17 protein-coding genes and 1 tRNA gene are annotated in these 23,584 nt (G+C 67.6%); 12 read left to right on the forward strand and 6 right to left on the reverse strand.

Translation table 11 applies throughout. From position 1 onward, the window contains the following. Positions 1-132: 132 nt before the first annotated feature. From HH308_RS08090 to HH308_RS08100, 3 genes are read right to left on the reverse strand one after another with little or no spacing between them, the layout of a single operon-like run. A complete protein-coding gene (locus HH308_RS08090; protein ID WP_376767189.1) occupies positions 133-3,819 on the reverse strand; it encodes an ABC transporter ATP-binding protein in 3,687 nt (1,228 codons plus the stop codon). After that, positions 3,816-4,577 (reverse strand): hypothetical protein, encoded by a 762-nt coding sequence (locus tag HH308_RS08095; RefSeq protein WP_376767190.1) that lies wholly within the window; start codon positions 4,575-4,577, stop codon positions 3,816-3,818. Before HH308_RS08095 ends, HH308_RS08090 begins: the two co-directional genes overlap by 4 nt. After that, positions 4,570-5,613 (reverse strand): glutathione S-transferase family protein, encoded by a 1,044-nt coding sequence (locus tag HH308_RS08100; protein ID WP_376767191.1) that lies wholly within the window; start codon positions 5,611-5,613, stop codon positions 4,570-4,572. Before HH308_RS08100 ends, HH308_RS08095 begins: the two co-directional genes overlap by 8 nt. A gap of 127 nt (positions 5,614-5,740) precedes the next feature. On the opposite strand from HH308_RS08100, the gene HH308_RS08105 reads away from it, so the two are divergent. The 5 genes from HH308_RS08105 to HH308_RS08125 all read left to right on the forward strand — a co-directional run bounded on the left by HH308_RS08105 (position 5,741) and on the right by HH308_RS08125 (position 11,959). Then, entirely contained in the window at positions 5,741-6,463 is a 723-nt protein-coding gene (locus HH308_RS08105) for a PadR family transcriptional regulator (RefSeq protein ID WP_170193670.1), read from the forward strand. After that, positions 6,460-7,992, forward strand: a complete 1,533-nt coding sequence (locus HH308_RS08110; protein WP_170193671.1) for an MFS transporter — start codon at positions 6,460-6,462, stop codon at positions 7,990-7,992. Before HH308_RS08105 ends, HH308_RS08110 begins: the two co-directional genes overlap by 4 nt. Positions 7,993-8,111: 119 nt before the next feature. Beyond that, on the forward strand, positions 8,112-9,413 hold the full coding sequence (locus HH308_RS08115) for a metallophosphoesterase family protein (protein ID WP_170193672.1): 1,302 nt from the start codon (positions 8,112-8,114) through the stop codon (positions 9,411-9,413). After that, a complete protein-coding gene (locus tag HH308_RS08120; protein WP_170193673.1) occupies positions 9,410-11,812 on the forward strand; it encodes an ATP-binding protein in 2,403 nt (800 codons plus the stop codon). The genes HH308_RS08115 and HH308_RS08120 overlap by 4 nt, the downstream gene beginning before the upstream one ends. Positions 11,813-11,886: 74 nt before the next feature. Beyond that, a tRNA-Arg gene (locus tag HH308_RS08125) sits at positions 11,887-11,959 on the forward strand. 128 nt (positions 11,960-12,087) lie between these two features. Here HH308_RS08125 and HH308_RS08130 read toward each other — a convergent pair. Next, positions 12,088-12,354 carry a hypothetical protein gene (locus HH308_RS08130; RefSeq protein WP_170193674.1) on the reverse strand — a complete coding sequence of 89 codons (267 nt, stop codon included), beginning with the start codon at positions 12,352-12,354 and terminating at the stop codon, positions 12,088-12,090. A 212-nt stretch (positions 12,355-12,566) separates the two neighbouring features. Here HH308_RS08130 and HH308_RS08135 point away from each other — a divergent pair, with 212 nt between their 5' ends. After that, positions 12,567-12,953 (forward strand): DUF1304 domain-containing protein, encoded by a 387-nt coding sequence (locus tag HH308_RS08135; protein WP_170193675.1) that lies wholly within the window; start codon positions 12,567-12,569, stop codon positions 12,951-12,953. 75 nt (positions 12,954-13,028) lie between these two features. Here HH308_RS08135 and HH308_RS08140 read toward each other — a convergent pair whose 3' ends face one another. Together HH308_RS08140 and HH308_RS08145 are read right to left on the reverse strand one after the other, a co-directional pair. Beyond that, positions 13,029-13,928, reverse strand: a complete 900-nt coding sequence (locus tag HH308_RS08140) for a DUF305 domain-containing protein (RefSeq protein ID WP_170193676.1) — start codon at positions 13,926-13,928, stop codon at positions 13,029-13,031. Then, positions 13,928-14,740 (reverse strand): thioredoxin-like domain-containing protein, encoded by an 813-nt coding sequence (locus HH308_RS08145; RefSeq protein WP_170193677.1) that lies wholly within the window; start codon positions 14,738-14,740, stop codon positions 13,928-13,930. The genes HH308_RS08140 and HH308_RS08145 overlap by 1 nt, the downstream gene beginning before the upstream one ends. A 98-nt stretch (positions 14,741-14,838) precedes the next feature. Here HH308_RS08145 and argS point away from each other — a divergent pair, with 98 nt between their 5' ends. The 6 genes from argS to rho all read left to right on the forward strand — a co-directional run. Further along, positions 14,839-16,491, forward strand: coding sequence for an arginine--tRNA ligase (argS, locus tag HH308_RS08150; protein WP_170193678.1), 1,653 nt, complete (start codon positions 14,839-14,841; stop codon positions 16,489-16,491). A 53-nt stretch (positions 16,492-16,544) separates the two neighbouring features. Next, positions 16,545-17,954: a diaminopimelate decarboxylase gene (gene lysA / locus HH308_RS08155; RefSeq protein WP_246284366.1), complete on the forward strand. Its 1,410-nt coding sequence runs from the start codon at positions 16,545-16,547 to the stop codon at positions 17,952-17,954. Further along, positions 17,947-19,257, forward strand: coding sequence for a homoserine dehydrogenase (locus HH308_RS08160; protein ID WP_170193680.1), 1,311 nt, complete (start codon positions 17,947-17,949; stop codon positions 19,255-19,257). Before lysA ends, HH308_RS08160 begins: the two co-directional genes overlap by 8 nt. Further along, a complete protein-coding gene (thrC, locus tag HH308_RS08165; RefSeq protein ID WP_170193681.1) occupies positions 19,250-20,332 on the forward strand; it encodes a threonine synthase in 1,083 nt (360 codons plus the stop codon). The genes HH308_RS08160 and thrC overlap by 8 nt, the downstream gene beginning before the upstream one ends. After that, positions 20,310-21,281, forward strand: coding sequence for a homoserine kinase (gene thrB, locus HH308_RS08170; protein WP_170193682.1), 972 nt, complete (start codon positions 20,310-20,312; stop codon positions 21,279-21,281). Before thrC ends, thrB begins: the two co-directional genes overlap by 23 nt. Before the next feature lie 269 nt (positions 21,282-21,550). Then, a partial coding sequence (gene rho / locus HH308_RS08175; RefSeq protein ID WP_170193683.1) for a transcription termination factor Rho occupies positions 21,551-23,584 on the forward strand: 2,034 nt, incomplete at its 3' end.

The raw sequence follows: 23,584 nt of genomic DNA on the forward strand, positions 1-23,584 counted from the left end.
GGTACGCGGTGGTTTCCATGGCGAAGCTCGTGGCTCCGTTGCAGGTGAACCACCATAGGATGCTACGCGTATGACTGCCGGTTGTGCCCAGTGGCTGGTATCACAAGTTGCCGATAGTGTTGCGTGTCACCTTCATGCTCGTGCGGCCACCGGGCAGGTGTCGGCGTCGGGTGTCGAACCGTCCCGCCAGAACTGTTGGTAGCGACCGTTTTCGGCGAGCAATTCCTCGTGGGTGCCCAGTTCGACGATCCGTCCGCCGTCGACGACGGCGATCCGATCCGCACGCGCCGCGGTGGCCAGCCGGTGTGCCACGATCACCGACGTCCGGCTGCGCGTGAGCCGTTCACCGGCGGCCAGCACGCGCGCCTCGGTCGCCTGGTCGAGGGTCGCGGTCGCCTCGTCGAGCAGGATCAGATCGGGTTGCACCAATTCGGCCCGAGCCAGCGCGATGAGCTGGCGCTGCCCCGACGACAGGCCGCGTCCGCGCTCACCCACCCGGTGCGTCATCGCGCCGTCGAGTCCCGCGATCATGTCCAGTGCCCCGACGCCCCGCGCGGCGTCGACGATGTCGGCGTGCGACGCGTCCGGCCTCCCGTAGGCGATGTTGTCGGCGACGGTTCCGGTGAACAGGTGCGGCTCTTGCGGTACGACGGCGAGCCGACGTCGATACCCGCGCAGCGTGAAGTCCCTGATGTCGGTGCCGTCCATGCGCACCGACCCCGACGTCGTGTCGTAGAACCGGGCCAGCAACTTCACGATCGTCGACTTGCCCGCCCCCGTCTGTCCGACGAGTGCCAGCGACGTCCCCGGCGCGATGTCGAGGTCGACGTCGGACAGGGCGTTCGACGCCGCACCGTCGTAGCGGAACGTCACCGCATGCAGCGACGCGTCCCCGGTGAAGCCGTCGGCCGGTGGCTCCGCCGTCCCCGACGACGACAGCGAACTCGGCGTACGCAGCAGATCGCCGATGCGCCGGAGCCCGACCGCGGCCTGCTGATAACCGTCGAATACCTGCGTCAGCTGCTGGATCGGGCCGAACAGCATCGACAGATAGAGCAGGAACGCGATCAGTGATCCCGCCGAACCGCCGTGGATGACCTGCGACGAACCGATGCCGATCGCGGCGGCCGCGGCGAGATTCGACAGCAGGATGATGAAGGGGAAGTACAACGACACCGCCCGCTGCGACACCATCCGCGCCCGGTACCAGTCCTGTGCCCGTACCGCGAACCGGGCCGCGGCGTCGGCGCCGTGCCGGTATCCGCGGGTCGTCTTGATACCCGAGATGTTCTCCTGGAAGTCGGCGTTGACGACGCTGACCAACTCGCGCGCCTTGGTGTAGGACGCCGAGGACACCCGACGGAACCAGATGGTGGAGGCCACCAGGATCGGCAGCACCGGCACCAGGATCGTCGCGCCGAGCGCAGGGTCGGTGAGAACCAGCGCCACGCTGACGCCGACCAGCGTCAGCACGGCCACCGCCGCCGACGTCAGGCCGGTCTGCAGGAATGTCGAGAGCGCATCGATGTCGGTCGTCATCCGCGTCATGATGCGACCGGAGAGTTCGCGTTCGTAGTAGTCCAGGCCTAGCCGCTGCAGGTGCGCGTAACTGCGCACCCGCAACGCGAACAGCACTCGTTCCCCGGCGCGCGTGCTCACTCGAATCAGCGCGCCGCCGACGAACCAGTCGGCGATCACCAGTGCGACCCCGATGCCGACCACGGTGGCCAACTGAGCCAGTCGTCCCGCGACGGCCGAGTCGATCGTCGCGCGCGCCAGCGTCGGAAACGCAAGGCTCGCCAGGGTGTCGAGGGTTACCAGGACGAACGACGCCGCGATGAGCCACCGGATGGGCCGCAGGGTCTGGCGCAACGAGAAGTGCGGATCGTCGGCGCGGGCCTGTCCGAGGTCGACGCCGGGTGTCTCCGACGCGGGCGCCAGCGTCTCCAAGGTCGCCGCGACCGCGGCCGGAACGGTGCCCGATCCCAATCCGGCATGCTCGGACTCGACGTCGGATTGCGTTGCGGCGGGCCATAACTGATCGTCTGCGGGGTCATCGTCGACGACGGTGGCGTCGCCGCGCGACTCCGACATCAGGGCACGGAACTGCGCGCTGCGGGCCGTCAGTTCGTCGACGGTCCCGACGTCGGCGATGGCGCCGTCGGCCAGGACGGCCACCCGGTCGGCGAGTGTGAGCGTGGACCGCCGGTGTGCGAGCACCAGCATCGTGCGCTTCTCCGCGCGCAGCCGCGCGAGGATCCGCGCCTCGGTGGTCGCGTCCACCGCCGACGTCGCGTCGTCGAGTACGAGCACCGCAGGATCGGCGAACAGCGCCCGCGCCAACGCGATTCGCTGTCGCTGTCCACCCGACAGCGTCAGGCCGCGCTCGCCGACGACGGAATCGAAACCGTCGGGCAGACCCGCGACGAACTCGGTGACCTCGGCCCGGTCGGCGGCGTCGACGATCAGCTCTCGGCGTCGCTGCGACGTGGTCGGCGACAGGCCGATGTTGGCGGCCACCGAGTCCGAATAGAGAAACGGATCGTCGGAGACGGTGGCCACCAGCCGGTGCAGGTCGTCGGAGCTCAGGTCGTCGATGTCGACGCTGCGCACACCGTCGGAGAGGGTGATCGTCCCCGACGTCGGGCGGTAGTGGCGTTCGAGGAGATTCGCGAGGGTGGTCTTGCCCGACCCCGGACCGCCTACCACCGCAACGCATTCGCCGGGGGCGATCGCCAGATCGACCGAGCGCAGGACCGGCGCGGAACCCTCAGCCGAACCGAATCGGTATGTCACCGACTGAAATTCGACGCCGATCCCGCGCTCGCGGTCCGGCGCGGTGGCCGGCGACTGCGGCTCGACGTCGATCGCGCTGTCCACGACGTCGAACACGCGGGCCGCCGCGGCACCCGCCAGCTGGGCGTTGAGCACGAAGTTGGTGAGCAGTCGGGCGGTGGCGGTCATGGTGCCGACGTAGGCGGTGAATGCGAGGAAGGTTCCGACAGTGATGGTGTCGCGGTAGGCGAGCCAGCCGCCCACGGCGAGCACCGCCACCAGCCCGAGCTGTGGCACCTGCGCCATCGTCGGCGCGAACCGGGCATTGTTGTCGCCGACCCGGATTCGCTTGGCGTACAAGGCGGAACTCAGGTCGACGAGCTCGTCGACGGCACGATCCTCCTGGCCGAAGCCCTTCACCACCCGGACGCCGGTGACGGTCTCCTCGACGTGACTCGCGACCTCGCCCGCCGCCTGTTGCGCCGACCAGGTGGCCGCATACAGCCGACGTCGGCTGCGGAAGGCGACTACGCCCACCGCCGGCACGATCAGCAGCGCCACCACCGTGAGCAGCGGCGACAGGTAGGCCATGATGACGATCGTGATCATCACCTGCACCACCGCGCCGAGACTGAGCGGTCCCATCGCGAGCAGGCCCTGAACCTGTTGGAGGTCGGATATGCTCCGCGAGACCACCTGACCGGTGCGAATCCGGTCCTGCGCCGCCCCGGGCAGATGCAGCACCGTGTCGAGAAGCGTGCGGCGCAACGAATTCTGCACTCGCAACGCCAGTGCGCCGGCGGAGAGTCGTCGGCCGAGCTGCCCGCAATAGACCACCAGCGCCAACGCCACGAGCACCACCACGATGGTGGTCACCGACATCTGCTCCGGCCGCGCGCCAGTCGCCTGATCCACCGCGGCTCGGCTGACCAGCGGCACCACCACGTCGGCGCACACGCCGGCGAGGGTCGCGGCGACGGTCAGGACCGCCATCGGGCGGTGGCGGCCGATCTGCCCGAGGAGTCGGGAGACGGGCCCGCTCACCGATTGCCGTGCGGCAACTGTCCCGTGGGTCCGGGCGCGAGCTCACCGTCGATCACCCAGAACGGCGGCGGTGGGCCGAAAGCCTGCCGGGCGTTGTTGATGACCCGCTTACCCATCGCGCGGTTGCCGACGGCGCCGATCGTGGCGCCGATGCCGGCCGGCATCAGTTTGCCGATGATCAGGGGAGCCTTCTTCACGGCGTATTTGTTGATGATCTTCTTGGTCAGCGTCTTGTTCAGAGCGGCGAGGTTGGGGCCGGGGATCGCCCCGCCCGCGAGTCGACGTAAAGCACCGCCGTTGGATCCGACCACCTTGCCGAGCGCGACCACGCCTTCCTCACCGAGCGCCACCGACAGCACCAGCGCTTTGCGGCGCTCCTGTTCGTGCGGCTCGATGCCGTGCACCTCGGCGATCGCGAGCGCGAGCAGCGCCGACGCCTCGATGAACAGCGCGGTCTCGCCGGTGATGGCGCCGATCGCGGTGAAGGTGCCGATGCCGGGTACCGCGGCCGCCGCACCGACCGCTCCACCGGAGCCGGTCACCGCCGTCAGATAACGCTTCTCCAGCTTCTCGATGATCTGCGCGGGAGTCGCCTCCGGATTCGACTTACGCAGGCTCGCAACATACTTGGCGACCGCGGGCGCCTGGAGCCGTTGGGCCTTGTCGAGGATAGAGCCGGCCGCGGTGACCGCCACCTGCGGCGGCATCGGCTGCTCGTTGGCCGCGGGGACCGGCTGCGGTTGCACTGACTTAGCCATGTGTGGGCACCCAATTCTGCTCGGGGACGATGTCATTGCCGGTGGGCGGCGGTGGCGGTGTGCCATCGCCGAAGGGGCGGCCGCCGAGTTCCTCGCGGCCGTGCGGGGTCAGCCACCCGGTGAGATCCGGGCCGTCGGGCACGATGCCGGACGGGTTCACATCGCGATGAACCATGTAGTAGTGCTGTTTGATCTGGGTGAAGTCGGTGGTGTCGCCGAATCCGGGAGTCTGGAACAGGTCGCGCGCGTAGGCCCACAGGACCGGCATCTCGGTGAGCTTGGACCGGTTGCACTTGAAGTGTCCGTGATACACCGGGTCGAACCGGGCCAGCGTGGTGAACAACCGGACGTCGGCTTCGGTGATGGTGTCGCCGACGAGGTAGCGCTGAGTCGAGAGTCGTTGGGAGAGCTCGTCGAGTTTGGCGAACAGTCGCGCATAGGCGGCGTCGTAGGACGCTTGGTCACCGGCGAAGCCACACCGATAGACGCCGTTGTTCACCTCGGTGTAGACGCCGCGGTTGACCTGATCGATCTCCGCGCGCAGCCGCTGCGGGTAGAGGTCGGGTGCGCCGTCGCGGTGATAGTCGGTCCACTCCACCTCGAAGTCGATCGTGATCTGCGGGAAATCGTTGGTCACCACCTCGCCGGTGGTCTCGTCGACGACGGCCGGAACCGTGATGCCTTTGGGATAGCCGGGGAAGCGTTTCTCGTAGGCGTCCTTCAGCCGGGGGATGCCCAGCACCGGATCCACGCCGCCCGGGTCGAGGTCGAAAGTCCACGAGTCGGCGTCGTGGGTGGGGCCGCACAGGCCCAGTGAGATGGCGTCCTGCAGGCCGAGGAGTCGCCGGACGATCAGCGTGCGGTTGGCCCACGGGCACGCGCGTGCCGCGACGAGCCGATAGCGCCCCGGCTCGACCGGGTAGCCGTCGCGGCCGTCCCGGGTGATTCGGCTCTCGATGTAGGCGGTGTCGCGGACGAACTCGGTGCCGGGCGCCACGTAGGCGGCCTGCGGCGTCGAGGTCTGGTTGCTGCTCACGCTGCCCACAGTAGCCACAAACACCGACAGTTTCCGACGTGGACGGAATTGCGGTTGGCATCACTTGCTCCACGCTGTATATTCCAACTGGAATAATTCATCTGAACCGATTGGAGAGTGAGCGCCGATGTCGCCCGCCGATCACAAACCACTGCCTCCGCTCGCCGTCTTGGTGCTGGGCTTGGTGATCGAACGGCCGATGCATCCCTATGACATGGTTCAAACCGCCGTCGCCCGCCGTGAGGATCGGCTGGCTCCCATCCGCGCCGGATCGCTCTACCACGCCGTTGCGCGGCTGGAAGCTCAGGGGCACATACAGATTCACGACGTCGTGCGGGACGGCAACCGCCCCGAACGCACCGTCTACGCCATCACCGAACAGGGGCGCACCGCCTATCGGGCCGCCGTCACCGGGATGCTCGGCACGGCCCCGGCCGAGTACCCGCAACTGTTCATGGCGCTCGCGCTCGCGCACGACCTTCCGCGTGAACGGGCCGCCGAGCTGCTCACCGCGCGCATCGAGTCGATGAAGGCCGAACAGCGCGATCTGCAGGGTGCGCACGATCACGCGCGCGCCAAGGGGGTGCCGGAGATGTTCTTTCTCGACGGCGGGTGCCGCCTCGCGACGTTGGCCACCCAGATCGACTGGCTCACCGACCTCGTACACCGGCTGCACACCGGGCAGATCGGCTGGCTCGACGATCCCGGTTTCGAAACGCAGTGGCGCATGTCCAAAGAGGAGGGCTTCCAGTACTGCGCCCCGCGATCGGAGATCCCACAATCCGACGTTCCACAATCCGACGACGATCCGTCGTCGACCGCATACCTGACAACTGAGGACATACAATGACAAATCCAACTCAGGGGACAAAACCGAGTCCCCCGACGCCGGGCGCGGTCACCGACCGCCCCTGGGCGGCGCTGCTCGCGCTGTGTGTCGGCTTCTTCATGATTCTGGTCGACATGTCCATCGTCGCCGTGGCGCAGCCACAGATCGCCGAAGGCCTGCACACCGACATCAACGGTGTCGTGTGGGTGTCGAGCGCCTACCTGTTGACCTATGCCGTGCCGCTGCTCATCACCGGACGTCTGGGCGACAAGTTCGGGCCCAAGGTCGTCTATCAGATCGGCCTGGTCGTCTTCACCGCCGCGAGTCTGTGGTGCGGCCTGGCCGGATCCATCGGCATGCTCATCGCGGCACGCTGCCTGCAGGGCATCGGCGCGGCGCTGATCACCCCGCAGACCATGGCGCTGATCACCCGCATCTTCCCGCCCGAGCGCCGCGGCGCCGCGATGGGCGTGTGGGGTTCGGTGGCCGGTGTCGCCACCCTCGTCGGTCCGCTGCTCGGCGGCGTGTTGACCGACAACTTCGGCTGGGAGTGGATCTTCTTCGTCAACATCCCGGTCGGCATCATCGGCGTGGGACTGGCGGCCTGGCTGGTGCCGACCGTCGACACCCACAACCACCAATTCGACTGGATCGGTGTCACGCTCTCGGCGATCGGTCTGTCCGCGCTGGTCTTCGGCATCCAGGAAGGTGAGAAGCACCACTGGAACGCGTGGATCTGGACGCTGATCATCGGCGGTGCCGTGGTGATGGTGTTGTTCGTGGTGTGGCAGGGAAAGATGAAGGGCGAGCCACTGGTGCCGCTGTCGCTGTTCAAGGATCGCAACTTCACGGTGTCCAACGCGGGGATCACGTCGATGGGCTTCGCGATCTCCGGCCTGATGATCCCGACGATGTTCTTCCTACAGCTCGTCGGCGGCATGTCGCCGACGCAGTCCGCCCTGATGATGGTGCCGATGGCGTTGATCAGCGGATTCCTGGCACCCGTGGTCGGGCGACTGCTCGACAAGGTGCATCCGCGCAGCATCATCGCCGGCGCATTGCTGCTCGAAGGTGTGTCTGTCGCACTGGCGGGTTACATCATGAAGCCCGACACCCCGGTGTGGCTGCTGTTGGTGCCGATGTGCGTGATGGGCTTCGCGCAGGCCGGTATCTGGGCGCCGCTCGCGGCGACCGCGACGCGCAACCTGCCCTGGCAGCAGGCGGGTGCAGGCGCCGGCGTGTACAACACCACCCGAATGATCGGATCGGTGATCGGCGCAGCCGCGGTCGGCGTTCTGATGCAGGCACTGCTGACGTCGAAACTCGGTGCGGGAGCGGGCGAGAAGGCAGGCGGCGCGGTCGCGGCGCTGCCCGAATTCATCAAGCCGGGCTTCTCCGAGGCGATGGGCCATTCGCTGTACCTGCCCGCGGCGGTCCTGATCGTCGGCGGCGTCGTGGCGCTGTTCTTCGAGCGGCCCCGCACCCACGCGGGTCCGGCCGCCGCGGCCGCGCGCGCGTCGAACGAGGGTGACACGGTCTCCACGCATTGAGTCGTGCGCGTCAGCGGGCGGGACGGTCGACGAGACCGTCCCGCCCGTCGTGCGTCCCGCAGCTTGTCAGTGGATGTCCGTAAGATTCGCCTCGACGAGAATTCCACGGGAGGTGAACTATGGCGGAGCCCGCCATGCAGTGGTCGCTGTTCGACGACCTGGATCAGCCGTCGCTGTTCGACGCCCCGCGGGTCGCCGGAGTCGAAGACTCCGCGCCGACGCCCACCGGCGACGATGCAGCGGGGCAGGCGCAGCCGGAACGTCGGATCACGTTCCTGCACACCGCCGACTGGCAGCTGGGGATGACGCGAAAGTACCTGTCCGCCGACGCGCAACACGCCTACACCGCGGCGCGGCTCGACGCGGTGACGCGCATCGGTGCCGTCGCGGCGTCGACGGGAGCGCGGTTCGTCGTCGTCTGCGGTGACGTCTTCGAAGACCACCGCGTCTCGGCGCGCCTGATCACCCAGACGCTCGACCGACTCGGCGAGTTCACCGTCCCGGTGTATCTACTGCCCGGCAACCACGACCCGTTCGACGCCGCCGGCGTGTATCGCTCGGAGATCTTCCGGACCCGATGCCCCGCGAATGTCACGGTGCTGTCCACGCCGGGTGTGGTGGGTGTCTGCGACGACGCCGAACTCGTCGTCGCCCCCTGGTCGCACAAGGCGCCGCTCGCCGATCTCGTCGGCGCACAGGTCGATTCGCTCCAGCCCACCGACCGCCTGCGGGTCGTCGTCGGGCACGGCGCCACCGATGCGCTGAGCCCGGGATCGGATCCGTCGCTGGTCGCGGTGGGTGCGCTCGAGGAAGCGTTGTCGACGTCGCTGATCGACTACGTTGCCCTCGGTGATCGACACTCGGTCACACCGGTGGGCGGTTCGGGCCGGATCTGGTACTCCGGCGCCCAGGAGGTCACCAACTTCGACAATGTGGAGACCGAACCCGGCAGCGTGCTGGAGGTCACCCTGACGCGTGGTGCCGACGGTCGCACCGTCGACGTCACGCCGCACCGGGTGGGCCAATGGGCGTTCACCTCGATCCGACACGACATCACCTCCGCGGCCGACGTCGCCGACTTCGCCCGGCGGCTCTCCGCGATTCCCGACAAGTCGCGCGTGGTGCTGCAGGTCGCGCTGGTCGGGACCGTCTCCGTCGTCGAACACGTTGAGCTGCAACGCATCCTGGACGGCGCCGCAGACAGTTTCGCCGCTGTCCGACGCTGGGACGCCCACGACGACCTGGTCGTCGTCGCCGATGCTGACTCCGTCGCCGACTTCGCGTTGCGCGGATACGCCGCACAGGCCGCCGACGAGCTCGTGGAGCGGGCGTCCGCGGAGGACGGTACGGCCACCGCGGCACGGGGTGCGCTCGCACTGCTCGCGCGATTGGCCGCACGGACCGGGGGAGAGTCGCGGTGAAACTCCATCGACTGCGGCTCAAGAACTTTCGCGGCATCGCCGAACGTGAAGTGGAGTTCGCCGACGCCGGTGTGACAGTCGTCGCGGGGCGCAACGAGGCGGGCAAGTCGTCGATGGTGGAGGCGCTCGACACGCTGCTCGAGGTGCGCGCATCGTCCAAATCGGCTGCGGTGAAGGCACTGTCGCCGTCGGGGCAAGACGTCGGCACCGAGGTGGAGGCCGAGATCTCCTCCGGCGGATGGCATTTCACCTACTTCAAGCGGTTCAACCGTTCGGTGGCGACGGAGTTGACCGTGCACGCGCCCGAGCCCGAGCAGCACACCGGACGTGACGCCGAGGCGCGCGCGGCCGAACTGCTTTCCGGCACAATGGATCTGGCGTTGTTCCGGGCGGTTAGGCTGATGCAGTCCGACGATCCGGAACTCGTCGCGGCGACGGGCAGTGCGGCGCTGACCAAAGCCTTGGACCGCGCCGTCGGCGCGGCGGAAGTCGCCGACGGCGACGCCGAGGAACTCCTCGCCGCGGTGACCGCCGAGTACTGCCGGTATTTCACCGAGAAGGCCGGTCGCCCCACCGGTGAGTTGGCGGCCGCGCAGCAGCGCGTCGCCGCCGCGCACGAGGATTACGCGGCGCGGGCACGCGGGATCGAGGCGGTCGCCCGCGATGCCGAGGCACTCGAGGCCGCGCTGTCGCGGAAGGTCGAACTCGCGCGCACCGCGGAGCTGCGCCGCGTCGACGCCGCGCGCGTCGACGACCGACTCGCGGCGGCCGAGGCGGCGCTTGTGGCATACGAATCCGCACAGAAGTCACTGCAATTGGCCGCTGCGACAGCCGCCCTCGCCGAACGAGACGTCGACGACCGGGTGAGTCGACGATCCCGCCTGACGTCGCTGCGCCAGCGCGAGTCAGACGCCGTCCACCGGCGGGACACCTCGACGACCAACGCCGACGCCGCGGCATCTGCGGCCGTCGCCGCCGAGGTAGAACTGGCGGCGGCCCGAGCCGAAGCCGACGCCCAACTCGCCGCCGCCACCCAGAGTCGCCAGCGGCAGCTCGACGAGGCGCGCAAAGCGTTGGCAGACAACAACGTCGACTCCGCGGTGCTGGCCGGTGCACGAAAGCTCGCGCGTGACCTCGCCACCGATACCGCGCGGTGGGAGGCGGCCGCCGCGTCGTTTTCCGTTGAGGCACTGGGTGATCGAGTCGTCACGGTCGACGGCCGGCCGGTGACCGACGCGCAGTTCCGTACCGGCGCAGGCGAATCCGTCGTCGAGGTGGACGGGGTGGCCCGGGTGACGATCACCGCCGGTGCCGACACCGAGGAACTGGCCCGCACCGTCGAGTCACTGTCGGCGCAAGCCGCGGACGTCTGCGCCACCCACCGGCTGGCGACCCTCGACGACGCCCAGGCACGTGCCGACGAGCGCGCCGAGCTGACTCGACGCATCGCCCGGCTGACTGGAGAACTGGAGGCGCCGGGACCGGTCGAGGGCGCGGCTGCCGTCGCCGCGGCGGAGCGCCGAGTGGCCGCCCAGCGTTCCGCGGAACGTGAGAATCGCGCGGCGGCGCAGACCTCGGCCGCCGAACTGCACCGGATCAACGTCGACGTCGACGAGTTGTGCGGCCAGATCGCTTCTGCTGACACGGAATTGACCGATGAACAGGCTCACCTGACCCAAGAGGAGGCCAGGCGCGCCAAGGCTGTCGCGCAGCGAGCCGTGGCCGCGGCGAGGGCCGAGTTGGAAGTCCTCGCCGTGGCGGACCTCGAGCGTCAGCGCGCGACGCTGCGCGACGAATTGGCGAAGCTGGACCGGCAGATCGCGGCGACCGAACGCGAGATCGTCACCACGTCGACGCGAATCGAAGTGTGCCGCACCGACAATCGCCTCGATGAGCTGAACGACGCCGCCGCCGAACTCGCCGACGCCGAGCACGCGCTGTCGCGAGTCACCGAACGTGCCGCGGCCGCGCAACTGCTCTTCGTCACGCTACGTGCGAAAAGGCAAGAGTCCCATGCCCGTTACGCCGATCCGTTCCGTACGAGGCTTGAAGAGCTCAGCGCGCCGCTGTTCGGTGCCGGAGTGCGGTTCGCCGTCGACGACGACCTCACCATCACCTCCCGCACCGTCGACGGCGTGACCGTGCCCTACGAGTCGCTCTCCGGCGGCGCCCGCGAACAGCTCGGGCTGGTCGCCCGACTCGCCTGCGCGATGCTCGTCGACGAGGCCGACGGCGTCCCGGTGATCATCGACGACGCGCTCGGCAACAGCGATACCGCCCGCACCGAGACGATGGCAGACGTTCTCACGCAGGCGGGCAAGCACTCTCAGGTGATCGTGCTGACCTGCGTCCCCGAGCGCTACGCGCACGTCGACGCGGCGTCGAAGGTCGCTGTCTGACACCGCGACCCGCCCACTGACCACCCGTTTTGGGTACTCGGGCCGCGGTGCGCTAGGCTGTGTTTCGCCCGAGCGCCCTCGTAGCTCAGGGGATAGAGCGTCCGCCTCCGGAGCGGAAGGTCGTAGGTTCGAATCCTACCGAGGGCACAGTTTGTGAAGTCGATTGTTCTTTGGTCGGGGGTATGTGCGCCCCATTGAGTCGCTCCCCGAAGTCTTCGCACAACCTCGCGGGGTCCACCAGGCCGGATCGGACCAACTCGACGACGTAGTCGTTGTCATTTACCCGCCCTGCGCATCATTGCGCAGTGATCATCGGTACCTAGGACATGCTCGGCGATGCGCTCTATGTCACGTTGTCTCACTAGCTCTTCCCAGAGGGCTAGCCGGCGCATGTAGAGGTCACCTGACGCGTGCCCGCGCTTGCGGTCGATGCGGGCCTGCAGGTCATTCCGAGCGGTATTCAACAGATCAGGATGGACGCGTAGCATCGACACGACTTCTTCGTGAGCCGCCAACTGGCGGGCGTGCTTACTGCCGTACATTGCTTGCGCATCTCCTCGGGGGCTGTCTCGTCGAATTGCGGCTCTTCAGAATTCGTATGTTGGTACCAACGCGCCACGCCTCCGCATTGACGCAGGTGAGGAGTGCGTTTGAAAGAGTTTCATGCGTGCGAGCAGTGACATCCCCGTAGCCACGTCGATCCCTGATCCGGAGATATCGCGCTCGCCGCATTCCACCCGATTACACTGACGCCGTGCTCATCGCCGGACTCGTCTTCGCTGGCCTCGCGGCCCTCATTCACGTCTACATCTTCTACTTGGAGTCGATCATATGGACGTCGGCGTCGGCGCGTGCCGTCTTCGGCACCACTGAGCAGGAGGCCCAGACCACCAAGGCGCTGGCGTTCAACCAGGGTTTCTACAACCTGTTCCTGGCCATTCTCATCGGGATCGGCATCGTGGCCGTCGCCGTCGGTCAGCAGGCGGTGGGTGCGACGCTGGTGCTGTCCGGGGCGGGCAGCATGGTCGCCGCCGGGCTGGTCCTGCTCATTTCCGACCCGTCCAAGGCGTCGGCAGCGCTCAAGCAGCTCGTGCCGCCCGCCATCGGCTGCGTGTTGGTGGTGCTGGCGCTCGTGTTGTAGTCACATCCGACAGTAAGGCTCAGGTCCGACGCCTGTGGAGGGTCGGACCTGAGCCGTCGTGTCGGATATGCGACTTCAGTTCATCGGCAGCTCGGGTGCCCCGTACGTCGCCAGCATCGCCTGCAGGGTCTTGATCTCGTTGCCCTGAGTGCGCTCCATCGTCGACGCCAGATCCCGTACGTAGTCTTGCGAGACGTTCTTCGGGTCGGCGGCATAGGCCATCATGTGCGCTCCACCCTGATGGTGGCGCAGCATCAACTGCAGGAAATAGACGTCGCTGTCGCGGCCCTTGAGAGAGCGCAGCTTAGCCATCTCGGCCTCAGTCGCCATACCCGGCATTGGCGGCTCGTCGGCCGAGGTGTCGGCCGCCTCGGTCGACGGTGCGGACGTCGACGGTGCCGGAGTCGTCGCCGGCGTCGACGGCATCGGCATCGGCATCGACCCATGGTCGTGTCCGCCCACCATCGTGCTCGACGGCGCCGCGCTCGACGGAGCCATACTCATCCCGGGCATCGCCGACATGTCCATCGACGCCATGTCGTGACCCATCCAGGCCATCGGCTCACCCGGATTGATGATCGGGTAGCCCCACCGGGTCAGCCACGACTGCATCTGCCCGATCTCGTTGGACTGCGTCGTCACGATGTCGTAGGCGAGCGACTTCACCTGCGGATCGACGCCGTTGTTCATCGCCAGTGCGGCCATCTGAACGCCCTGCTCGTGGTGGCGAGTCATGTCCTGGGCGAATCCGACGGCAGCCGAATTCGCTGCCGGGACATCGTCGTCGGGGACGTTCGACGACAACCAGGTGCCGAGCCCGACGCCGAGCCCCAATCCGATCAGCAGCAGCGCCACCGCGCCGAGGACCAGCGTCACCACGCCCCGTCGGCCGTTCGACTCGGTTGCGGCCGACGTGGTTTCGGCGGTGGATGGCTCGGTGTCGGTCGGTTCCGGCGTCGTCGTGTCGTCGCTCATCACTTACCTGCGTTCGGTCGGCTGCCGTCCATCCGCACGGCATTGGGCCCGGGGGCACCCTGGTCGGCGGCCGGCGGATTCGACGGATCGAAGCCCGGGATGGTGCCACAGGTGGCGCCGGTCTCCGGGTATGCGGTCTCTTGCGGATGATCCTTGTAGACGCCGGGCGTCGCGTTGCGCCGCAGCGCGGTGATGAATTGATCGATCCGCGGATCGGTGGGGGAGTCCAGCTTCAGCTGATGTCCCCAGCTCTGCAGGGAGATCGGGGTGCTCAGGCCCGGGTAGGGCGACATGAAGATGTACTGCTGTCCGGTCACCTTGCCCTTGAGCTTGTTGAGGTCGTCCGCGGACAGTTTGTCCGGGTTGTAGGTGATCCAGATGGCACCGTGCTCCAGTGCATGGACGGCGTTCTCGCTGCGCAACTGCACCGGGTACACGATGCCCATGCAGTTGGCCCAGATGGCGTCGTGGGGTCCGCCGAACGGCGGCGACTGGTTGTAGGCGACTCGCTCGTCGGGATTCACGTGCACGCCCGACGGGTAGTACAGCTTGGTGACGCCGGGGATCGTCGTCGACGGATCGGGGTTGGCCACCGACGGCACGTAGCCCTCGACGGTCTGCGGCGCGTTCTGCGCGGCGTCGCGCTTGTCCATGATCTTCGGAACGATCCAAAAACCCAGTCCCACAAGCAAAGCGACGACGGCGACGATCGCGGCGATGATCGTCCAATCGATGTTCTTCGCACCCGTCGCCGGAACTCCGCCGGTCTTGCGGGACGATTTCGGCACACTCGGGCCGGATTTTGCTGCCATGAGCCGACAGCTTACCGGCGACGACGCCGCCCGCGGCGACGCAGGCGAAGCGGAGGCGATTGTCGGTATCGCCTGGGCGGCCAATAGTATGGTGACCTGTGACTCCCGCCGACCTCGCCGCGCTCCTTCGCGGCGTGACCCAGACTGTCCTCACCGAGCACGGACTCGACGTGTCCGCGCTGCCCGACGCCATCACGGTGGAGCGTCCGCGCAATCCCGACCACGGCGACTACGCAACCAATGTCGCACTGCAGCTGGGCAAGAAAGTCGGCGTCAACCCGCGCGAACTGGCCGGCTGGCTGGCGACCGCGTACGCCGCCGCCGACGGAATCGACTCCGCGCAAATAGCGGGTCCCGGATTCGTGAACCTGCGCCTGGCGGCGGCCGCGCAGAACAGCGTCGTGGCGACGGTGCTGGCCCAGGGCTCCGACTACGGTCACGGCGACGAGCTGGGCGGCCGCAAGATCAACCTGGAATTCGTCTCGGCCAACCCCACCGGACCGATCCATCTCGGCGGAACCCGTTGGGCCGCAGTCGGAGACGCGCTGGGCCGGGTGCTCGGCGCACGTGGCGCGGCGGTCACCCGCGAGTACTACTTCAACGATCACGGCGCACAGATCGACCGCTTCGCCCGGTCCCTGGACGCCGCCGCGCGCAATGAGCCGACCCCCGAGGACGGTTACGCGGGCGAATACATCAACGACATCGCCGACCAGGTGGTGGCGCAGGTGCCCGACGTTCTCGCCCTGCCCGACGCCGAGCGACTGGAAGCCTTCCGCGCCAACGGCGTCGCCCTGATGTTCGACCACATCAAGGAGAGCCTGCACGAGTTCGGCACCGACTTCGACGTGTTCACCCACGAGAACAAGATGTTCGAATCGGGGCTGGTCGACGAGTGCATCGCCGAACTCAAGGCCAACGGCAACCTGTACGAAGCCGACGGCGCGTGGTGGCTGCGGTCGAAGAACTACGGCGACGACAAAGACCGCGTGGTCATCAAGTCCGACGGTGACGCGGCCTACATCGCGGGTGACATCGCCTACTACAAGGACAAGCGCAACCGCGGCTTCGATCTGTGCATCTACATGCTGGGCGCCGACCATCACGGATACGTGGTGCGGCTCAAGGCGGCCGCGCAGGCGCTCGGCGACGACGCCTCGACCGTCGAGGTGCTGATCGGGCAGATGGTCAACCTCGTCCGCGACGGCAAACCCGTACGGATGAGCAAGCGTGCCGGTACCGTGATCACCCTCGACGACCTGGTCGACGCGGTCGGCGTCGACGGCGCGCGCTATTCGCTGATCCGCTCGTCGGTCGACGTCAACATCGACATCGACCTCGACCTACTGACCAAGCAGTCCAACGAGAACCCCGTCTACTACGTGCAATACGCGCACGCGAGGCTGTCGGCGCTGGCCCGCAGTGCCGCCGAGCTGGGGCTCGAACCCGACGTCGAACAGGTCGCGCTGCTGACCGAACCCGCCGAAGGCGAGCTGATCCGGACCCTCGGCGACTTCGACGAACTGGTGGCCACCGCAGCGGAACTGCGTGAGCCGCACCGGATCTGCCGCTACCTGGAAACCCTGGCCGGGTCCTATCACCGCTTCTACACGCAGTGTCGGGTGTTGCCGCAGGGTGACGAACCCGCGGGAGATCTGCACCGGGCACGGCTGGCACTGTGCGCGGCCACCCGAGTCGTGCTGGCGAACGGTCTGTCGCTGGTCGGCGTGAGCGCACCGGAGCGCATGTGAGCGAGAACCCTGGGCAAACGGAGCGACCGGAAATGGAAACGGAGCGGCGGGACATGACAGAACACAGTGCCGCGGCGGACATCGCGCGTATTCCGGACAACGTATATCCGCGCGGCGCGACCCGCGACGACGACGGCGTGCTGACGATCGGCGGCGTCCGCGTCACCGACCTCGCCGCGCAGTACGGCACACCGCTGTTCGTCTACGACGAGGACGACTTCCGATCGCGCTGTGCCGACATGCAGGCCGCGTTCGGTCCCTACGGACGCGTGCACTACGCGTCGAAGGCGTTCCTATCGGCGGAGATCGCCCGGTGGGTCGCCGCCGAGGGGCTCTCGCTGGACGTCTGCTCGGCGGGCGAACTCGCCGTCGCGGTGCACGCCGGCTTCCCGGCGGAGCGAATCGCGTTGCACGGCAACAACAAATCGGTCAGCGAGCTCGCCGCGGCGCTCGACGCGGGTATCGGGCACATCGTCGTCGACTCGATCTATGAGATCGATCGCCTCGATGAGCTGGCCGGTGAGCGCGGCGTGGTCGCCGACGTTCTGGTCCGTGTGACCCCCGGCGTCGAGGCACATACCCACGAGTTCATCTCCACGGCACACGACGATCAGAAATTCGGCTTCGCGATCACCGAGGCGGCCGGAGCCCGTGATCGGTCGCACTATGCGACGGCCATGGACGCGGTGCGCCGGGTGTTCGCCGCCGACAACCTGCGACTGGTCGGACTGCACAGCCACATCGGCTCGCAGATCTTCGACCTCGACGGCTTCGAGGTCGCCGCGCACCGGGTGATCGGGCTGCTCGGCGACATCGTCGACGAGTTCGGGGTCGAGAAGACGGCGCAGCTCGAGGTCGTGGATCTCGGTGGGGGACTGGGGATTTCGTACCTGCCCGACGACGATCCGCTGCCCACCGCCGAAGTAGCCGAGCGGCTGGCCGAAATCGTCGCGAACGAGTCCGCGGCACTGGGACTTCCGACTCCGTTGCTCGCCGTGGAACCGGGCCGGGCGATCGCCGGACCCGGCGGCGTGACGCTCTACGAGGTGGGAACGCTCAAAGACGTTGCGCTCGACGGCGGTTCGACGCGCCGGTACGTCTCCGTCGACGGCGGTATGAGCGACAACATCCGCGCGGTGCTCTACGACGCCGAGTACGACGTCCGGCTCGCCTCACGCGTCTCCGACGCCGACGGTGTCCTCAGCCGTGTCGTCGGAAAGCATTGCGAGAGCGGCGACATCGTCGTTCGCGACTGCTGGCTGCACGACGACTTGACGCCCGGCGATCTGCTGGTCGTCGGCGCGACGGGAGCGTATTGCTACTCGATGTCGTCGCGGTACAACCTCGCGCAACGGCCCGCGGTGGTCGCGGTGCGTGCCGGGCAGTCGCGACTTCTGTTGCGCCGGGAGCGAATTGAAGATTATTTGAGTTTGGAAGCAGGCGTGGAGGCCACCAGTGAGTAGTGCAAGTAAGCCGATCGGCGTCGCCGTCCTCGGCATGGGCAATGTGGGCACCGAGGTAGTTCGCATCTTGACCGAGAGCACCGGCGACCTGCAGGCCCGCGTCGGTGCTCCGTTGGAGTTGCGCGGTGTCGCGGTCCGCGACATCAACACCGCACGCCCGAGCATTCCGGCCGAGTTGCTCACCGATGACCCCGCGGCGCTGGTGGCCCGCGACGACGTCGACATCGTCATCGAACTGATCGGCGGCATCGAGCCGCCGCGCACCCATATCCGCACGGCCCTGCAGAGCGGTAAGTCCGTGGTCACCGCCAACAAGGCGTTGCTTGCCGATTACACCGGCGAACTGGCGGCCGCTGCCGCCGAGGCGCGCGTCGACCTTTACTTCGAGGCGGCCGTCGCCGGCGCGATCCCGGTGATCCGGCCCCTGATGCAGAGCCTGGCCGGTGATACGGTGCAGCGGGTGGCCGGAATCGTCAACGGCACAACGAATTTCATCCTCTCGGCGATGGCGGAGACCGGCGCCGACTACGCCGAGACGCTCGCCGAGGCCGGGCGACTGGGTTACGCCGAAGCCGACCCCACCGCTGACGTCGAGGGCTACGACGCCGCCGCCAAGGCTGCCATTCTGGCCTCGATCGCCTTCCACAGTCGGGTGACCGCCGCGGACGTCTACCGCGAGGGCATCTCGTCGATCACGCCCGCGGACCTGGCCAGCGCCGCTCAGCTCGACTGCACCATCAAGTTGCTGTCGATCTGCGAACGTGTCGTCGACGCCGATGGGGCACAACGTATTTCGGCGCGGGTGTATCCGGCGCTGATTCCGCTGAGCCATCCGCTGGCAACCGTCAACGGGGTGTTCAACGCCGTCGTCGTGGAGGCGGAGAACGCGGGTCGCCTGATGTTCTACGGTCAGGGCGCCGGTGGCGTGCCGACGGCGTCGGCGGTGATGGGCGACGTCGTGATGGCCGCGCGCAACCGCGTCTACTCGGGCCGCGGCCCGCTGGAGTCGACCTATGCGTCGCTGCCGATCGCTCCGATCGGTTCGGTCCCGACGCGCTACTACGTCGCGATGGAGGTCGCCGACCGGCCGGGGGTGCTCGCCCAGGTCGCAGGCGAGTTCGCCAGCCGTGACATCGGGATCGCCGTGGTCCGTCAGGAAGGCGCGCAGGACAGGGCGCGTCTGGTGGTGGTGACTCATCGCGCACCCGACGGCGCATTGTCGGAAACCGTTGCGGCACTGGAAAAGATGGATGCAGTCACGAAGATCTCGAGCGTGCTGCGACTGGAGGGAACCGATGACTGACTACACTCCCGTGCACACCGCGTGGCCCGGACTGATCGAGGCCTACCGGGACCGACTCCCGGTCGCCGACGACTGGCAGGTCGTCACGCTGCTCGAAGGCGGTACGCCGCTGATCCGAGCCAACCACCTGTCGTCGCTCACCGACTGCGACGTGTACCTGAAGGTCGAGGGTCTCAACCCGACCGGCTCGTTCAAGGACCGCGGCATGACGATGGCGGTCAGCAATGCGGTGAACAACGGCAAGAAGGCCGTGCTGTGCGCCTCGACCGGCAACACCTCGGCGTCGGCGGCGGCGTATGCCACGCGTGCGGGGATCACCTGCGCGGTGTTGATCCCCGAGGGCAAGATCGCGATGGGCAAGCTCGCGCAGGCGGTCATGCACGGCGCCAAGATCATCCAGGTGCGCGGCAACTTCGACGACTGCCTGGAACTCGCCCGCAAGGTGACGTCGGAGTATCCGGAGATCGAGTTGGTCAACTCGGTCAACCCGGCACGCATCGAAGGTCAGAAGACCGCGGCGTTCGAGATCGTCGACGTGCTGGGAAAGGCACCTGACGTCCACGCGCTGCCGGTCGGCAACGCGGGCAACATCACCGCGTACTGGAAGGGCTACAGCGAGTACTTCGCCGACGGCATCACCACCAGTCGTCCGCGCATGCTCGGTGTGCAGGCGGCAGGCGCCGCTCCGCTGGTCAACGGCGCGCCGGTCGCCAACCCGGAGACCATCGCCACCGCGATCCGCATCGGTTCGCCCGCCAGCTGGAATCAGGCGGTCGCGGCGAAGGAGGAGTCGGGCGGGCAGTTCCGCGCGGCCACCGACGACGAACTGCTCTCCGCCTACCGGCTGATCGCGGGCCGCGACGGCGTCTTCGTCGAGCCGGCGTCGGCTGCCAGCGTCGCGGGTCTGCTCGCGGCACGTGCCGATGGGTGGATCGAGGCCGGATCGACCGTCGTCTGCACGGTCACCGGCAATGGGCTGAAGGATCCCGACACCGCGTTGTCTGGAATTCCCGTGGTCGAGGCGATCGACGTCGACCCGGTCGCAGTCGCCGATGCGCTCGGCGTCGCGCGGTAGGGGCCGACAGGTGGCATTGCGAACCGCTGTTCCCGTGTTGCCCGACGGTGTGTCGGTGACGGTCCGCGTCCCGGCGTCGAGCGCCAATCTCGGGCCGGGCTTCGATTGCCTCGGTCTCGCGCTCGGCGTCTACGACGACGTGACGGTCACGACCGGCGGCGACGGCGTTCAGGTCACCGCGACCGGTGAGGGCAGCGCGGGCGTCCCGCGCGATGAGACGCATCTGGTGGCGCGGGCGATCCTGCGCGGTCTGGCCGTCGCGGGAGTGCGAGTCAACGGGCTCTTCGTCGCGTGCACGAACTCGATTCCGCACTCTCGCGGGTTGGGATCGTCGGCGGCGGCGGCGGTCTCGGGGCTTGCGGCCGCATCCGAGCTGATCGCGAAATCCGGTGTGGGACATCCATTTTCCGACGAGGTGCTGGTCGAGCAGGCCAGTGAGTTCGAGGGGCACCCGGATAACGCCGCGGCCAGCGTCCTCGGCGGTGCGGTGGTCACCTGGATCACCCCGGGCGGTACGCCGGTGTATCGGTCCAGTCGCATCGAGGTACACCCCGACATCGCCGCGACGGTGTTCATTCCGTCGTTCGAGTCGTCGACGTCGGAGACGCGTGGGCTATTGCCGGAGATGGTTCCGCGCAGTGATGCGGTCTTCAATCTGAGCCGGTCGGCGTTGAGTGTCGTTGCGTTGACGTCGGATCCGCGTCTGCTGCTCGAAGCCAGCGACGATCGGCTGCATCAGGGGTATCGCAGCGCGGCGATGCCGCCGTCGGCGGATTTGGTTGGCAAACTGCGTGGGGCGGGGCAGGCCGCGACGATTTCCGGCGCGGGCCCGACGGTGCTGGTCCTCGGCACCGACGAAGTGCCCGCTGAGCTGCTGTCGTATGCCGGGGACCGGGGATTCACGGTCCGGAACGCATCGATCGCCGACGGGGTCAGTCGGCTGGCGTGACACGTCGAGTCGGGGATTTTCACGGATAGGTTGCCGATACAAGCGCGGCGGCGTTATGATGGCAACGTCTAGCCAAGCAGACCATGATCTGCCGTGCTTGTCATCAGCCCATCCCACCTCGCGTTCTGTGAGGTCAGGATCTGTGTTCTAAGCATCTCGCGCTGGACTCGAAGACTCTTCCCATCCGTTCGACGGATGGAAGCTCCTTCTGATCGCAGGGGGAGCGCCAAACCCCGCGGAACTACCTGTCGGGGAACGAAAGGAAATCCGTGACCGATACGGACCTCATCACACCGGACGCGGCACCGGAAGCCGCGGCTCCCGCGGCTGAGGCGCCCCGACGCGCGTCGGTGCGCATCGGGTTGTCCGGGATGGTTCTCTCCGAACTGCGCGTTCTGGCCGGTGAGCTGGGCATCAAGGGCACCTCGGGGATGCGCAAGGGCGATTTGATCGCCGCGATTCGCGAGCGGCAGGCCGCCGGTGCCGGTGCACCGCCGCCGTCCGCAGCCAAGACGGCCACCAAGGCCGCACCCAAGACTCGTGCCCGCAAGACCGAGACGGCCGAGAAGCCCGCGCAGGCTTCGGCCGAGGCGGCCCCGGCCACCGAAGCGCCCGCCGCGCAGCAGGCTCCGGCGCCTGTCGTCGAGCCGACCGCCGAGAAGGCCGCGGCCCAGTCTGCCGCCGAGACCACTTCCGCCGATACCGCTGCCGGTGACAAAACCGCTGGTGACAAGCCCGCGAAGACCGGGGGCGACAAGGTCGACGCCGACAACTCGGCGGGTGACAAGGCAGCGGGTGACAAGACGCCGGACGATAAGGCAGCGGGTGACCGTGCCGACGCCGAGCAGACCGGTGCCGAGCGCAACCGCAATCGCAATCGCAACAACCGCGGCGAGAACGGCAACCGTGAGAGCGGCAACCGCGGCGAGAATGGCAACCGCGGCGAAAACGGCAATCGCGAGAACAGCAATCGTGAGAACAACCGCGACGGCGGTCAGAATCAGAACGGCGGTCAGGGAAACCAGAACCGCAACAACAACAACAACGACGAGGACGGCGACGGCCGCAATCGCCGAGGTCGCCGCTTCCGTGAGCGTCGCCGCGGGCGTGACCGCGAAGGTCAGGGTGGCGGCGGCGAGCCGCAGCTGAACGACGACGACGTCATCGCACCGGTTGCCGGCATCCTCGACGTTCTGGACAATTACGCATTCGTCCGCACGTCGGGATACCTGTCGGGCCCCAACGACGTCTACGTGTCGATGAACATGGTCCGCAAGAACGGACTGCGCCGGGGCGATGCGATCACCGGTGCGGTCAAGGTTCCCCGCGAGGGCGACCAGAGCAACCAGCGTCAGAAGTTCAACCCGCTGGTGCGGCTGGACACCGTCAACGGCGGTGAGGTGGAGGCGGCGCGTAAGCGTCCCGAGTTCAACAAGCTCACTCCGCTCTACCCGAACCAGCGCCTGCGGCTGGAGACCACGCCCGAGCGGCTGACCACGCGCGTCATCGACCTGATCATGCCGATCGGCAAGGGACAGCGCGCGCTGATCGTGTCGCCGCCGAAGGCCGGTAAGACCACGATCATGCAGGACATCGCAAACGCGATCACCACGAACAATCCCGAGTGCCATCTCATGGTCGTGCTGGTCGACGAACGTCCCGAAGAAGTCACCGACATGCAGCGGTCGGTACGCGGCGAGGTCATCGCCTCCACCTTCGACCGTCCGCCGTCAGACCACACCGCCGTCGCGGAGCTGGCCATCGAGCGGGCCAAACGCCTGGTCGAAACCGGCAAAGACGTCGTCGTGCTGCTCGATTCGATCACCCGCCTGGGACGCGCGTACAACAACTCGTCGCCCGCGTCGGGCCGCATCCTGTCCGGTGGTGTCGATTCGACGGCGCTGTATCCGCCGAAGCGCTTCCTCGGCGCCGCCCGCAACATCGAGAACGGCGGTTCGCTGACGATCATCGCCACCGCGATGGTGGAGACCGGATCGACCGGCGACACGGTCATCTTCGAGGAGTTCAAGGGCACCGGCAACGCCGAGCTCAAACTCGATCGCAAGATCGCCGAGCGGCGCGTCTTCCCGGCCGTCGACGTCAACCCGTCGAGCACCCGCAAGGACGAATTGCTCCTCGCCCCAGAGGAATTCGCGATCGTCCACAAGCTGCGCCGCATCCTGTCGGGACTCGACAGCCACCAGGCCATCGATCTGCTGATGAGCCAGCTGCGTAAGACCAAGAGCAATGTCGAGTTCCTGATGCAGGTGCAGAAGAACGCACCCGGCGTCGTGAACGACGAC

This window comes from Gordonia asplenii, assembly GCF_012933505.1.
Lineage (GTDB): Bacteria > Actinomycetota > Actinomycetes > Mycobacteriales > Mycobacteriaceae > Gordonia > Gordonia asplenii.